A 13,520-nucleotide genomic window follows, 5' to 3' on the forward strand; every position below is an offset into this window, starting at 1 on the left:
GGGAGCGTGCCATCAGGGAGCCCGCCAGCGCGAACATCACGCCCATCGACGGGAAGAGCACCGTGAGCCAGGCCCAGCCGAACACGTGGTAGAGGACCACCCGGAGGAGGGCGAGGGCGCGCAGGAGGTCCAGGTAGCGGTCCCGGCCGCCGGCCGGTTTGCGGCCGGCCGCGTTCTCCGGGGCGAGGGCCTGTGTCATGCCACCGGCCTCCGATCGGTCGCCTCGGTCGTCTCCGTCGTCTCGATCGCCTCGGTCGCCTCCGGCGTCCCGGCGGTCGCCCCCACGCGCTCGCGCGGTGCCGGTCCGCCGGGTCCGCCCGGCCCTCCGGGTGCCTCCACCACGCCCGTGCGGCGCAGCTTCTGCCAGCGCAGCCGGCCGCCGGTCAGTGCGGTGATCCAGGACTGGAGCAGGACGACGTACATCAGCTGGCGGTACAGGATCTGCTGGAGCGGCAGGGAGATCAGGTGCGTCATGCGCTCGCGGTCCAGGCGGAAGGCGTACGCGGCGCAGGTCGCCTGGATGGCCAGGACGCCCAGCCAGGCCAGGATCGTCTTCTGCGTCGGGCCGAAGACCACGCCGTAGAGCAGGAAGATGTCGATCAGGGGTGCGAGCAGCGGGGCCACCACCATGAACAGGGACACCAGCGGCAGGCCCACGCGGCCGAAGCGGCCGGACGGCCCGCGGTCCAGCAGGGCGCGGCGGTGCTTCCAGATCGCCTGCATGGTGCCGTAGGACCAGCGGTAGCGCTGGGACCACAGCTGCTGGACCGACTCGGGTGCCTCGGTCCAGGCGCGGGCGTTCTCGGCGTACACCACCCGCCAGCCGGCGCGGTGCAGCGCCATGGTGATGTCGGTGTCCTCGGCCAGCGTGTCGTCGCTCATGCCGCCGACCTGCTTCAGGGCGGACCGCCGGAACGCCCCGACCGCCCCCGGGATCGTCGGCATGCAGCGCAGGATGTCGTACATGCGGCGGTCGAGGTTGAAGCCCATCACGTACTCGATGTGCTGCCAGGCGCCGATCAGCGAGTTCCGGTTGCCGACCTTGGCGTTGCCGGCCACCGCGCCGACCCGTGGGTCGCCGAAGGGCTGGACCAGCTCGCGGACGGTGGACGGTTCGAAGACGGTGTCGCCGTCCATCATGACGATCAGGTCGTGCGAGGCGTGCGCGATACCGCGGTTGAGGGCGGCCGGCTTGCCCGCGTTGGCCTGGCGCACCACCCGTACGCCGGGCAGGTTCATGGCCTCGACGATGTCCGCGGTGCCGTCGGCCGAGCCGTCGTCCACCACCACGACCTCGACCGGATGCTCCCCCGCCATCAGGGAACGGACCGTGTTCTCGATGCACTTGGCCTCGTTGTACGCCGGCACCAGCACCGACACCGGTTCGGTGACCGGCTCTCCCCAGCGGAAGCCGGGGCGGCGCACCCGGCGGGCGTGCGCGCCGGAGAGCAGCAGCATCAGGGCGAAGCGGGCGATGACCAGACCGCCGACCAGGGCCAGGCAGATGCCCAGGCCGTCGGTGATGTCGTCGGCGGCCTGGACCAGGAAGATCCAGGCCTTGCCCTTCCACAGGTCGGGGCCGGTGACCGGGGTGAGCGCGCTGGGCGCGCCGAGCGCCTCGGTGAGGTTGTCGAACCGGTAGCCGCGCGCCTGGAGTTCGGGCAGGTAGCGGTCCAGGGCCTGCACGGTCTGGTGGCGGTCGCCGCCGGAGTCGTGCATCAGCACGATCGCGCCCTTGCCGCCCTTCGGGGTGGCCCGGCGGATGATCTCGTCGACGCCCGGCTTCTGCCAGTCCTCGCTGTCGGCGGTGTTGACCACGGTGATGTAGCCGCGGCTGCCGATGTACTGGGTCACCGGCCAGGACCGGTCGTCCATCGCGTCGGCGAAGGAGGAGTACGGCGGCCTGAACAGCGAGGTCCGCACGCCGGCCGCGCCGGTGATGGCCAGCTGGTTCTGCGACAGCTCCCAGTCGATGCGCTTGTAGGACTGGTAGGAGAGGTCGGGGTGGTTGAAGGTGTGCAGACCCACCTCGTGGCCCTCGGCGACCATGCGCCTGACCAGGTCCGGGTAGCGGGAGGTCATGGTGCCGGTGACGAAGAAGACCGCGTGGGCGTGGTGCTTCTTGAGCACGTCCAGCACCTTCGGGGTCCAGGTCGGGTCGGGTCCGTCGTCGAAGGTGAGGACCAGGCGGTGGTCGGGGACGCGCAGGCTGGTCGCCCGTCCGCCGCGGGTGTCGATGACCGGGCCGCCGTCGAGGATCTTCTCCGGCACCCTGTCGGTGGCGGCCTCCGGGCGGATGCGGTGGTCGGCGAGGATCTCGCTGTGCACATAGCCGCGCAGCATCAGCATCGCCATCAGCGCGGCGAGCACGAGCGTCGGCAGCAGGTGGCGCAGGGGCAGACGGGCGGCAGGGCGGTTGCGCGGCGCGGGCCGGCGCGCGGCAGGCCGGCGCCCGGCAGCGGGACGACGGCCGGCCGGGCGGTGCTCTGCGGGACGGTGGTCGGCGGGACGGTGGTCGGCGGGGCGGCGTGCGTCGCCGCGACGGAGACGGGCGGCCATCAGGCGAGGTTCCCCGAGGACGCCGGGGCGGACGCGGCGCCGGAGGCGCCGGAGGTCCCGGACGTTCCGGCGGGTCCCGGCGCGGAGGTGGGTCCGGGTGCCGTCGTCGGGCCCGGTGCCCCGCTGGTTCCCGGTGCCGGCTCACTGGTCACGGGCACCGGGGAGCCCGGCCCCTCCGCGACCGTTCCGGAACCGGGGCCGGAGCCGCTCGTGCTCCCGCCGCCGCCTCCGCCGGAGGACGGCGACGGGTCGGGCGAGGACGCGCCGCCGGTGCCGCTGGGTGACGGGTCGGGCGAGGTGGAGGCCGGCGGCGGGGTCGGACCGACGACGGGTCCGGTCGAAGTGCCGGTGCCGGGCGGCTTGGGCCCGCCGCTCGCCGTGCCGCTCGGCCCGGGTGAGGCCGAGGCTCCCGGCCGCGCACCGGCGGAGGACCGGGGCGCCGTGGCACCGGGGGCCGCGGACGGCTTTCCGGAGCCGGAGGCCGACGCGGAGAGCCCCGGTACGTTCGGCACCCCGGACACCCCCGGCACCCCTGGTACGGCGACGCCGCCTCCCGTGCCGGGCGGTGGCGCCGGGTCCGAGGGCACCGGGGAGGTGTCGACCTTGCCGGCCGGCCGGTCGTCGGCCTGGCCGGGGACCGGCAGCCAGGGTGCGTCGGAGTTGCCCGAGAGGAGGGTGACGACGATGACGACGGCGTAGACCGCGCAGGCGAGCCCCACCGCCATGCCGAACCGGCGGAACCGCCGGCTGCGGCGGCCCGACGCGTCGACGAAGACCGGTCCCTCGGAGCCGCCGCCCTCGCGGCCGTCCGGGTCGTGACGGGAGGTGTCCGTGTCGTCCGGGCTTCCCTCGACACGGTCGAGGCGGACGGTCAGTTCCCCCGGGTCCGAGCCGTCGTGTCCGGGCTCCTCCCACGGGTCCTCGACCCGGAGCGCTCGGCCGGTGCCGGTCTCCGGGAACGTCTGGGCTTCGCCGCCGCCATCGCCGCCAGCGCCGGCATCACCGCCGTCGCCGTCGGCGGCGGGCATCGCGCCGGTCGCGGACGCGGCCGCGGGCCATTCGGGTTGGGCCTCTTCCGGCCCCTTGTTCACGCGCACGTAGCTTCCCCCACGGGAGTGTTCCGGGCGCGCGTACGACTCCGAGCCCCACGTCGCCGGAGCAGGCCCCCACCTGCCCGAGCGCCCCCGTTGTCCCACCGTGCTCGGCGGTCACGAACGTACGCCCGCGAAGGTGGTCAGGAATCGTGAAGATCAATGGTGAACGGAATTGACCGATTCGCCGCTGATTCGTCGATGGCTGGAATCCATCCGGTTTCGGGTCGCCGGAACCAGCCTTCGCGTGCCGCCAGTTCCGCCGCCGCGCGGCGCAGGGCGTCGAACGCGGGATGCACCAGTCCCTTGCGCCACACGAGTGACACCGGTGACAGCGGGACCGGATCGACGAGCGGCCGTACGACGGTCCGGGGCAGGGCCGGGAAGCCGACCACCGCGAGCACCGGGTGGCCGGTCTTGGCCATCAGCCGCTCGAACTCCTCGACCCCGACGGCCAGCGGAGCCGGTGGCGCGACCGCGATGCCCCGGCCGTCGAACAGGCGGTGCGCGAGGTCGGTCCACTCCGGGGTGCGCGGGTTACCGGCGCCGGCGTACACGGTCTCGCCCTCCAGCGCGGCCAGCGGCACCCGCGGCAGCGGGGCCAGCGGGTGGTCCTCGGGCAGGACGACCGCCATCGGCTCGTACCGCACGAACTGGTGGTCCAGCATGGCCCGCAGCGCCGGGTCCAGGCCCGCGTACCGGCCGAAGGAGGCGTCCAGGCGGCCCGCCAGCAGCTCGGCCGCCGCGCCCGTCAGGCCGCTCTCGAAGCGGGCCATGATCTCCTGCTCCGGGGCGAGTTCACGGGCCCGGTGCAGCACACGGCGACCGGTGGCCAGGCCCGGCGAGTTCAGGTCCACGAGCAGCGGCCGGGCCTGTCCGAAGGCGGCCAGCAACTCGTCCTGCGCGTCCAGCACCCGGCGCGCGTACGGCAGCAGCCGCTCGCCGTCGGAGGTCAGGGTCACCAGCCGGGTCGTCCGCACGAACAGCTCCGCGCCCAACTCCCGTTCCAGACGGCGCACATCACGGCTGAGCGCCTGCTGGGCCACGTACAGCCGGGCCGCGGCGCGCGTGAAGTGCAGCTCCTCGGCGACGGCGAGGAAGGCGCGGAGCAGGCGGGGGTCCAGGGGGCGGCGTCCGGGCAGCTCGGGCAGGTCGGGCATGCGGTGAACTTACAACGTGAGTGCGTCAATGGGCACCGACAAGGTGTTGGACCGGGTGATCCGCTCCGGGCGACGGTGGTGGACATGCCACCGACGAACGCCGAAGCGCCCACCGGGACGACCACCGGAGCAACCGACCGAGCCGTGCCCCCCGCGACCGCTCCGGCGTCGGGCAACCCCTACCGCCGTCTCTTCGCCCTCCCCGGCGCCCGCGCCTTCACCGCCGGGAACCTCATCGCCCGGCTGCCCTCGGGCATGTTCGGCGTGAGCGCGGTCGTCATGATCGCCGGGGCCCGTGGCTCGTACGCCCTCGCCGGCGCCGTGACCGCCACCGGTCTGGCGGCGACCGCGGTGACCGCGCCCTGGATCGCGCGGCTGGTCGACCGCCACGGCCAGGCGCGCACCGCCGTGCCCGCCACCGTCTGCGCGGTGCTGGGCAGCCTGGCCCTGGTGCTGTGCGTGCACTACGACGCCCCGGACTGGACCCTCTTCGCCGCCTACGCCGCCACCGCGACCACCCCCAACACCGGCGGCATGTCCCGCGCCCGCTGGGCCCACCTGCTCGAGGGCGATCCCGAGGCCCTGCACACCGCGAACTCCTTCGAGCAGGCGGCCGACGAACTGTGCTACATGCTCGGCCCGGTCCTCGCGGCCTTCCTGTGCGGCACGGTCTTCCCGGAGGCCGGAACGCTGACCGGTGCGGCGCTGCTGCTCACGGGCGTGCTGCTGTTCGCCGCCCAGCGCTCGACGGAGCCGCCGCCCCGGCCGCGATCGTCCCGGGCGAAGGCGCCCCTGCGGGCCCCGGGCATGCCCGCGCAACTCGCGGTCTGTCTCGCCATGGGGGCGGTGTTCGGCGCCATGGAGGTGGTCACGGTGGCGTTCGCGGACGCCCAGGGGCACCGGTCGGTGGCGGGCGTGGCGCTCGGTCTCCAGGCGGCCGGGTCGTGCGTGGCGGGTCTGGTGTACGGGTTGCTGCGCCCGGCGGGGCCGGCCGACCGGCGGCTGCGGTGGTGCGTGGCGGCGATGACGGCTCTCATGACGCTGCCCCTGCTGGCCGCCGCTCTGACCGGCTCCCTCCTGCTGCTGTCGGGGGCACTGCTCGTGGCCGGTACGGCGACGGCGCCCACCATGGTCACCAACATGACCCTGGTCCAGCAGCGCACCCCCGAGGGCCGCCTCAACGAGGGCATGACCCTCGCGGTGACCGGCCTCCTCGGCGGCATCGGCTGCGGCAGCGCGGCCGGCGGCTGGGCGGTGGAACACCTGTCCCCGACGGCGGCCTACGGGGTGCCGGTCACGGCCGCGGCGGTGGCACTGCTGATCTCCCTCGTCCGACGGACCGGGTGACCGGGGCGGACTCGCGTTCACCCGAACTCCGGGGTGCTGAGCGGGCTCCCGGTGTGGTTCCATGAGGCGGAGGCCCCCGCCCGGACCGGAATTCCAAGCGGGGACCCCTTTTCACCGGTAGGCGGTTACCGACCGGGAGCCCTCAATTCTGCTGAGGACTGCCGGTCACCGCCCGACGAGCCACCTCCCTAACTCCCGGATCACTGCGGCGATCCGCTTGTGCAGGGGCTTCTTCTTCACCCGTCGCAGACATGTGCGACATGATCCGCTGCACGCACAACGGGCCGCCCCCAAAGGGAGCGGCCCGTCGTGGTGCCTCGAAGGAGGCGGGGAGCCCGGATCAGAACATGAGGCGGTAGGTGTTCCAGCCGCCGCTGCCGATCTTCACGCGGGACGCGTACGGGGCGGCGGCGTTGCCCGTGCCCTTGTACAGGTACAGCGCACCGGTCTTGTCGCGGGCGACCAGGTCGGTGATGCCGTCGATGTCGATGTCACCGACCGAGACGACCTTGTTGTAGGTGTTCCAGCCGCCGCCGATGCGGGTGCGGGACGCGAAGGGCGCCTTGTAGTTGCCGGTGCCCTTGTAGAGCCACAGCACGCCCGAGGTGTCCTTGGCGACGATGTCGGCCTTGCCGTCACCGGTCAGGTCGCCCTTGCCGGTGATGTCGGTGTAGATGTTCCAGCCGGAACCGACCTTGTAACGCGTGGTCAGCTTGCCGTTGCCGTAGCCGAGGTACAGCCACAGCACGCCGGAGCCGTCCCGCGCGAGCAGGTCGTCGGCGGCGGCGCCACCGACGTTGGCGGGCGAGAAGAGCTGGTTGTAAATCTTCCAGCCGTTGCCGACGAGCTGGTCGTCGGTGTCGCCGCCGACGCTGTAGACGAGCTGGCCGCCGGACGTGACGTACCAGATGCCGTCCGCCCAGCCGTCGGCGTCCTGGTCCGTCTGCGTGATGGTACGGACGGTCTGCCAGTTGTCGCCGGACCAGATACGGGACTCCAGGCCGCCCTCGCCGTTGGGCGGGTAGCCCCACAGGACGCCGCCGTTGTCGACACCGAACAGCGGGTTGACCTGGGCGTCCCCCGGCAGGGCGGTGGAGCCCGTGTACTTCGAGACACCGGACGGCTTCACGTCAACGGACGGCCGGGTGTAGGTGGGTGCCGGCTGGTCCGCGGCGACGGCGCTGCTGGCACCGGTCGCCACCAGAGCGGCGGTGAGCGCCGCAGCCGTGGCACGCGCCAGGCGGCGCGCGTTCAGGCCGGAACTGTTGACCACGTGGGTCCTCCAGTTGGTCATGAGGAACGGATCGACCGCCGGTTCGGCCCGGTGATGTGCACCAGTGGCGCCGGCGGGATCCAGGGTTGATCCATGATCCCTACACGTGTCCTTTACATGCCAACGTTTTTTTCGTATGGCACAGAAGCGGTACAGAAGCGGGACACAAGTGCAACGACGAGGCGTACAACCTTTTCGGCGCAGCCGGTGAGCGGCCGTGGGAACGACGAAGGCCCCGTCGCTCGGAAGCGACGGGGCCTTGTCCACATGGGGTGCGGGGTCTGGGGGCGGGGCCCCCAGCTCCAGCTGGTGGAGATGGCGGGAATCGAACCCGCGTCCAACGGTGCGGAACCAGGGCTTCTCCGTGTGCAGTCCGCTTCGATTTTCTCGGCCCCGGAGATCACGCGGACAAGTCTCCGACGGGCTCAGTCACTGTTTGGTTTCCCTCTTCACCCCGTGACCGGGATCGAGGTTTAGTCCCCTAGCTGATGCCAGGATCCGGGTCGGGAACAGCCCCGGGCTGACACTCCCTTAGTAGGAGGCTCGCTCTGCTACCTGAGATCAGGCAGCGAGGGCGAAGGCCTGCTGGGAGGAATCGCGCTTGGTGTTGGCGATTATTTTTTTCGGCCTGTGGTTTACGAGATCATGGCCGCTTCCTCGACACGCTTCCCCTGCTTCGACAGCCGCTGTCGAAACCGATCATCCCCATGTTGATTTCTCAAGGTGCGCACCCGCTGTGAGGTGCAGGTGCCATCGTACGAAACAACGCCCGCCGACGCCACCGTATTCCCGCCGGTCACCCGGCCGTCGTACGGCGTTCGTACGAGGTCCAACGCGACCCGGCACCGGAACATTCCCGACCCGGATCCCGGCTCGGGTTCAGACCCGGGTCCAGACCCGGATCCCGGCTCGGTCCCGGCTCAGCCGCGCTGCTTGCGGCGCACCGCCGCCATCGCGCGGTCCGCCTCGCGCCGGTCCTGCTTCTCGCGCAGGGTCTGACGCTTGTCGTACTCCTTCTTGCCCTTCGCCAGCGCGATCTCGATCTTGGCGCGGCCGTCCTTGAAGTACAGGGCGAGGGGCACGATCGTGTGACCCGTCTCCTGGGACTTCGACTCCAGCTTGTCGATCTCCAGCCGGTGCAGCAGCAGCTTCCGCTTGCGGCGGGCGCTGTGGTTGGTCCAGGTGCCCTGGCTGTACTCGGGCACGTGCACGTTGTACAGCCACGCCTCGTGAGCGTCCAGTTGCACGAAGCCGTCGACCAGCGAGGCCCGCCCCTGGCGCAGCGACTTCACCTCGGTGCCGGTGAGGACCAGGCCGGCCTCGTAGGTGTCGAGGATGTGGTAGTCGTGCCGCGCCTTCTTGTTCTGCGCGATCAGCTTGCGCCCTTTTTCCTTAGCCATAGTGCCCACCATTTTCGCACTACGGAGGGGTCGCGGGGAAAGATTATCCGGGGCGTGCGTCAGCGGGCGCCGCGTAAGCGGTCGGCGCCCGCGCGGTCACGAAGGGTCGTCGCCCAGGCCCGTGAGAACCGTGCGCGCCCGCTCCAGTGCGTCGCTGCCCGCGTCCAGGTCCGGGGTGATGCCGTGACCGTCCACGCTGCGGCCCGACGGGGTGCGGTAGTGCCCGACCGTGAGTTCGGCGACGGAGCCGTCGGGCAGCCGGCTCGGCATCTGCACGGAGCCCTTGCCGAAGGTCCGGGAGCCCACCACGATCGCGCGCCCACGGTCCTGAAGGGCGCCGGTGAGCAGTTCCGCCGCGCTCATCGTGCCGCCGTCGACCAGCGCGACCAGGGGTCTTGCGGTGTCGCCGCCGGGGCCGGCGTGCAGCGCGCGCTGCGTGCCGTCGACGTCGTAGGTGGCGACCAGGCCGCCGTCGAGGAAGGCGGAGGCGGTGGTGACGGCCTCGGTGACCAGGCCGCCGGAGTTGCCCCGCAGGTCCAGGATGATCCCGCTGCCCGAGGACGACCGGCGTACCGCCGTGCGGACCTTCTCGCCCACGCCCTTCGTGAACGCGGTGATCTTGATGACGGTCACTCCGTCGGCCAGGCGCCGCTCGGTGACCGGGTCCGTCGAGAGGCGGGCGCGGCGCACGGTCTGCGTCCACGCGCGCGTGCCGCGCTGGAGGCCCAGGGTGACGGCCGTGCCCGCGGGCGCGTCGTCGGCGTCGCCGCGCAGTAAGGAGAGGACCTGCGTGACGGGCAGCCCGTCCACCTTCTCGCCGTCCACGCTCCGCAGCCGGTCGCCCCGGCGGATCCCGGCGTCGGCCGCGGGCGAGCCGGCCTGCACCCTGGAGACGTCGATACGGCCGTCCCGCTCGCGCCGCGCCCACAGGCCGACGCCGGTGTACTGGCCGTCCAGGGCCTCCTGGAACTCCTCGTAGTCGCCCTGCGAGTAGACGGCGCCCCAGCGGTCGCCGCTGCGGCTGACGGCCCGTTCGGCGGCCTCCATGGGGGACTTTCCGGCGGCCATGGCCTCCTCGGCCGCCTTCGTCACCTGTTCGTGGTGGCCGGCGGGCTCCAGCTCGGTCGAACCGGCCGCCTGCACGGAGGACTTCCGTCCGGAGCCGTCCGGCACCGAACCGGGCAGCGAGCCGGTCGCCGCCCCGGCCACCAGCACGCCCGCGAAGACCAATGTCAGGGTGGCCCCGGCGCGGTTGCGGCGGGGCTGACAGAACGGGTCACGACCTGACATGGCGGTGAGTCTAGGACAACGCCTCACAGCCGTACGGACGCTTGGCCGTACGGCCCTGTTGGCGTGTGTCACACCTTCAGATACTTGCGCAGCGCGAAGAACGCGGCGAGCGCGGGCATCAGCAGGCTCGTCGCGAGGATGAGCGGCAGCTTGGTCAGCACGGCGTCCCAGCCGATGAAGTTGATCAGCGTCAGCTTGTGCGCCAGGTCGAGACCGTGGTCGATGATGAAGTACCGCGCGGTGACCAGGAATCCGCACGCCACCGTGCCGCCGATCAGTCCGGCGACGGCCGCCTCCATGATGAACGGCGCCTGGATGTAGAAGCCGGAGGCACCCACGAGCCGCATGATCCCGGTCTCCCGGCGCCGGCTGAACGCCGAGACCCGCACCGTGTTCACGATCAGCATCAGAGCGACGACCAGCATCATCGCCATGACCGCGCGTGCGGCCCAGTTCATGCCGTTCAGCAGCCCGAAGAGGTTGTCCAGGATGCCCTTCTGGTCCTGGACCGACTGGACACCGTCACGTCCGTTGAAGGCGCTGGCGATGACCTTGTACTGCTCGGGGTCCTTCAGCTTGATCCGGTACGACTCCTGCATCTGGTCCGGCGTCAGGGAGCCGGCGAGCGGGGAGTCGCCGAACTGCTCCTTGTAGTGCTTGTACGCCTCGTCCTGGGACTCGTAGGTGACCGTCTGGACCACCTGCATCTTCTTCAGGTCGGCGAGGATCGCCTTCTTCTGGTCCTCGGTGACGGCGCCCTTGGCGCAGTTGGGGTCGTTCTCGGCGTCGCTCTTGTTGCAGAGGAAGATCGAGACGTTGACCTTGTCGTACCAGTAGCCCTTCATCTTGCTGACCTGGTCGCTCATCAGGAGCGACCCGCCGAAGAGGGCGAGCGACAGGGCGACGGAGACGACGACCGCGAAGGTCATCGTCAGGTTGCGGCGGAGACCGACACCGATCTCCGACAGGACGAACTGGGCGCGCATGGCGTCTGGTCAAGCCTTTCCGACGTGGACTCTTCAGTGCTGGTAGCCGTAGACGCCGCGCGCCTGGTCGCGGACGAGGCGGCCCTTCTCCAGTTCGATGACGCGCTTGCGCATCTGGTCCACGATGTTCTGGTCGTGGGTCGCCATCACCACGGTCGTGCCCGTCCGGTTGATGCGGTCGAGCAGCTTCATGATGCCGACGGAGGTCTGCGGGTCGAGGTTGCCGGTGGGCTCGTCGCAGATGAGCAGCTTGGGCCGGTTGACGAAGGCCCGCGCGATGGCCACGCGCTGCTGCTCACCACCGGAGAGTTCGCCCGGCCTGCGGTCCTCCTTGCCGCCGAGGCCGACGAGATCGAGCACCTGCGGCACCGACTTGCGGATCTCACCGCGCGACTTGCCGATCACCTCCTGGGCGAAGGCGACGTTCTCGGCGACCGTCTTGTTGGGCAGGAGGCGGAAGTCCTGGAACACCGTCCCCAACTGGCGGCGGATCTGCGGCACCTTCCAGTTGGAGACGCGCGCGAGGTCCTTGCCGAGGACGTGCACCTGGCCGTGACTGCACCGCTCCTCGCGGAGGATCAGCCGCAGGAAGGTGGACTTTCCGGAGCCGGAGGACCCCACGAGGAACACGAACTCGCCCTTCTCGACCTCCAGGGAGACATCCCTGAGGGCGGGGCGGGTCTGCTTGGGGTAGACCTTGGAGACATTGTCGAATCGGATCACGGATGCACCACGGGTCGCCGGGGGTAGATGAGCGTGACCATACGCGAGTCGGGTGTGCGAGCGCAGTCACCGGTCTGGGTTGCGGGTCAGTTGTACGTTTTGTCTGCGCCTCGGCGGGGCATGAGCGGTGCTTCAGGGCGACCTGAGGGGAGCCCGAGCTGAAATCCGGGGAACCTGGCATTGTGGAGAGGGGAACGTTCGCGTGCCCGCGGGCGTTGTAGAGGTAACCGGTGCAAGGAGGGCGAGCGCATGACGTACGACCGGCTGGTGTGCGCGAACTGCGCGGCGCCCGTGAGCGAGGGCCGGTGCCCCGTGTGCCGTGCGAACCGCGAGCGGCTGCAGCAGGAGAACTTCTTCGCGGGACTGAACCCGATGGCACTGATCGCGCTGCTGGCGGTGCTGATCGCCGCGGTGGCGCTGCTGGCGCACCAGACGGCTTAGCCGTCGGCGCGAGGCGAATCGGACCACGCGAAGGGCCCGGAGCGACAGGCTCCGGGCCCTTCGGCGTCATATGCCGGGTACGCCCCGTAGGGGTGCGGCTACGCTCAGGCGGCGGCTCCGCCGCGGCCCGACACCAGGCGCGGCAGAATGCGGAAGCCGACACCGCCGGCGATCATCGTCGCGGCGCCGATCAGCAGGAACGCGGTCTGCCCGGCACCCGTCTCGGCGAGCTCCTTGCCGTTGCCCTGCGGCGCGGTGTTGGCCGGGGTGGTGGAACCGGTGTCGGTCAGGGCCGAGGAGCCCTGGTCCTGGGGGGCGGGGGCGTTGCCGTCGGGGGTGGTGCCGGTGTCGCTGCCGCCACCGTTTCCGCCCTGGTCGCCCGAGCCACCGTTGTCACCGGAACCGCCGTTGTTGCCGGAGCCACCGTTGTTGCCCGAGCCACCGTTGTTGCCGGAGCCGCCGTTGTTGCCGGAGCCGCCGTTGCCGGAGCCACCGTTGCCGGAGCCGCCCTCCGACGTGCCCTGCGAGGTGCCTTCGGACGTGCCCTGGGAGGTGCCCTCGGACGTGCCCTGGGAAGTACCCTCCGACGTGCCCTGGGAGGTGCCCTCGGAAGTACCCTCCGACGTGCCCTGCGACGTCCCCTGCGAGGTACCTTCCGACGTACCCTGGGACGTCCCCTGCGAGGTACCTTCCGACGTGCCCTGGGACGTCCCCTGCGAGGTCCCCTCGGTCACACCGAGCGACGTGCCTTCACTGGTGCCCTGGCTCGTGCCTTCGCTGGTGCCCTGGCTCGTACCCTCGCTGGTGCCCTGACTCGTGCCTTCGCTGTTGCCGCCCGAGTCGGCACCGCTGCCCGTGCTCACGCCCAGCGAGACCGGACCGACCTGAACATTTGCGTCCAGCGCGGAAGCCGCACCCGCGGCGGTCAATGAGGCGCCGGCCGCGATCACGGCGCCGGCGGCTATCCGCGCGACCCGGATCCGCGTCTTCTTGGTCATATGGTTGCTACCCCCAGTAGCCGAATCGTCTGTGAAGCCGCGCTCGGGGCAGTGATCGACGGAGGTAGCTGAACGATGGAGCCCCCCGGTTCACATGCGCCCCAGCAATGCGCATGCCGCGCTTTACCTTTCCCATAATTCAAAGCAACGTCAAGGCCGTTGCGTACGTGATGTCCGGGTACGCGCTCTATGCGAGGTGAAGAGCAATGTGAGCGTGATGCAAAACACGGACTTCCGGGAACGAAAAAGGCA

At 71.0% G+C, this 13,520-nt stretch carries 11 protein-coding genes, 1 other RNA gene and 1 pseudogene; 2 read left to right on the top strand and 11 right to left on the bottom strand.

Annotation, left to right across the window (positions count from 1 at the left end; all coding sequences use genetic code 11):
• From ABZ484_RS26265 to ABZ484_RS26280, 4 genes and pseudogenes are all read right to left on the bottom strand, one after another.
• Nucleotides 1-199 (bottom strand): annotated as a pseudogene (locus ABZ484_RS26265) (acyltransferase); the annotation flags it as partial.
• A complete protein-coding gene (locus ABZ484_RS26270) occupies nt 196-2,355 on the bottom strand; it encodes a glycosyltransferase (RefSeq protein WP_358868407.1) in 2,160 nt (719 codons plus the stop codon). The pseudogene ABZ484_RS26265 and the gene ABZ484_RS26270, both read right to left, overlap by 4 nt.
• A gap of 203 nt (nt 2,356-2,558) precedes the next feature.
• Nucleotides 2,559-3,656, bottom strand: coding sequence for a translation initiation factor IF-2 (locus ABZ484_RS26275; RefSeq protein WP_358868383.1), 1,098 nt, complete (start codon nt 3,654-3,656; stop codon nt 2,559-2,561).
• A 137-nt stretch (nt 3,657-3,793) separates the two neighbouring features.
• Complete coding sequence (locus tag ABZ484_RS26280; protein WP_358868384.1) at nt 3,794-4,810, bottom strand: LysR family transcriptional regulator; 1,017 nt, start codon at nt 4,808-4,810, stop codon at nt 3,794-3,796.
• A gap of 84 nt (nt 4,811-4,894) precedes the next feature.
• Between ABZ484_RS26280 and ABZ484_RS26285 the strand changes: the two genes are divergently transcribed.
• The gene (locus ABZ484_RS26285) at nt 4,895-6,157 is read left to right on the top strand and encodes an MFS transporter (protein WP_358868385.1); all 1,263 of its coding nucleotides are present in this window, start codon (nt 4,895-4,897) and stop codon (nt 6,155-6,157) included.
• Between the two features lie 340 nt (nt 6,158-6,497).
• Here the strand turns inward: ABZ484_RS26285 and ABZ484_RS26290 are convergent, their stop codons facing one another.
• The 6 genes from ABZ484_RS26290 to ftsE all read right to left on the bottom strand — a co-directional run bounded on the left by ABZ484_RS26290 (nt 6,498) and on the right by ftsE (nt 11,829).
• The gene (locus ABZ484_RS26290; RefSeq protein WP_358868386.1) at nt 6,498-7,451 is read right to left on the bottom strand and encodes a VCBS repeat-containing protein; all 954 of its coding nucleotides are present in this window, start codon (nt 7,449-7,451) and stop codon (nt 6,498-6,500) included.
• 286 nt (nt 7,452-7,737) lie between these two features.
• Nucleotides 7,738-8,137: a transfer-messenger RNA gene (ssrA, locus tag ABZ484_RS26295) on the bottom strand.
• A 213-nt stretch (nt 8,138-8,350) separates the two neighbouring features.
• Entirely contained in the window at nt 8,351-8,830 is a 480-nt protein-coding gene (gene smpB / locus ABZ484_RS26300) for an SsrA-binding protein SmpB (protein ID WP_358868387.1), read from the bottom strand.
• A 96-nt stretch (nt 8,831-8,926) separates the two neighbouring features.
• A complete protein-coding gene (locus tag ABZ484_RS26305) occupies nt 8,927-10,120 on the bottom strand; it encodes a S41 family peptidase (RefSeq protein WP_358868388.1) in 1,194 nt (397 codons plus the stop codon).
• A 68-nt stretch (nt 10,121-10,188) separates the two neighbouring features.
• Complete coding sequence (gene ftsX, locus ABZ484_RS26310) at nt 10,189-11,106, bottom strand: permease-like cell division protein FtsX (RefSeq protein ID WP_358868389.1); 918 nt, start codon at nt 11,104-11,106, stop codon at nt 10,189-10,191.
• 33 nt (nt 11,107-11,139) lie between these two features.
• Nucleotides 11,140-11,829 (bottom strand): cell division ATP-binding protein FtsE, encoded by a 690-nt coding sequence (gene ftsE / locus ABZ484_RS26315; RefSeq protein ID WP_086726378.1) that lies wholly within the window; start codon nt 11,827-11,829, stop codon nt 11,140-11,142.
• 249 nt (nt 11,830-12,078) lie between these two features.
• On the opposite strand from ftsE, the gene ABZ484_RS26320 reads away from it, so the two are divergent.
• Nucleotides 12,079-12,270, top strand: coding sequence for a hypothetical protein (locus ABZ484_RS26320; protein WP_016438128.1), 192 nt, complete (start codon nt 12,079-12,081; stop codon nt 12,268-12,270).
• Between the two features lie 104 nt (nt 12,271-12,374).
• Here ABZ484_RS26320 and ABZ484_RS26325 read toward each other — a convergent pair whose 3' ends face one another.
• Entirely contained in the window at nt 12,375-13,268 is an 894-nt protein-coding gene (locus ABZ484_RS26325; protein WP_358868390.1) for a hypothetical protein, read from the bottom strand.
• Nucleotides 13,269-13,520: the final 252 nt, after the last annotated feature.

Source organism: Streptomyces sp. NPDC006393 (assembly GCF_040628575.1).
In the GTDB taxonomy this organism is placed as follows: Bacteria; Actinomycetota; Actinomycetes; order Streptomycetales; family Streptomycetaceae; genus Streptomyces.

What these genes read in the sequence shown, in the direction of transcription:
- ABZ484_RS26270 (WP_358868407.1), bottom strand. Translation starts at nt 2,355, where the DNA reads ATGGCGATGCTGATGCTGCGCGGCTATGTGCACAGCGAGATCCTCGCC.
- ABZ484_RS26280 (WP_358868384.1), bottom strand. Translation starts at nt 4,810, where the DNA reads ATGCCCGACCTGCCCGAGCTGCCCGGACGCCGCCCCCTGGACCCCCGC.
- ABZ484_RS26285 (WP_358868385.1), top strand. Translation starts at nt 4,895, where the DNA reads ATGCCACCGACGAACGCCGAAGCGCCCACCGGGACGACCACCGGAGCA.
- ABZ484_RS26290 (WP_358868386.1), bottom strand. Translation starts at nt 7,451, where the DNA reads ATGACCAACTGGAGGACCCACGTGGTCAACAGTTCCGGCCTGAACGCG.
- smpB (WP_358868387.1), bottom strand. Translation starts at nt 8,830, where the DNA reads ATGGCTAAGGAAAAAGGGCGCAAGCTGATCGCGCAGAACAAGAAGGCG.
- ABZ484_RS26305 (WP_358868388.1), bottom strand. Translation starts at nt 10,120, where the DNA reads ATGTCAGGTCGTGACCCGTTCTGTCAGCCCCGCCGCAACCGCGCCGGG.
- ftsX (WP_358868389.1), bottom strand. Translation starts at nt 11,106, where the DNA reads ATGCGCGCCCAGTTCGTCCTGTCGGAGATCGGTGTCGGTCTCCGCCGC.
- ABZ484_RS26320 (WP_016438128.1), top strand. Translation starts at nt 12,079, where the DNA reads ATGACGTACGACCGGCTGGTGTGCGCGAACTGCGCGGCGCCCGTGAGC.
- ABZ484_RS26325 (WP_358868390.1), bottom strand. Translation starts at nt 13,268, where the DNA reads ATGACCAAGAAGACGCGGATCCGGGTCGCGCGGATAGCCGCCGGCGCC.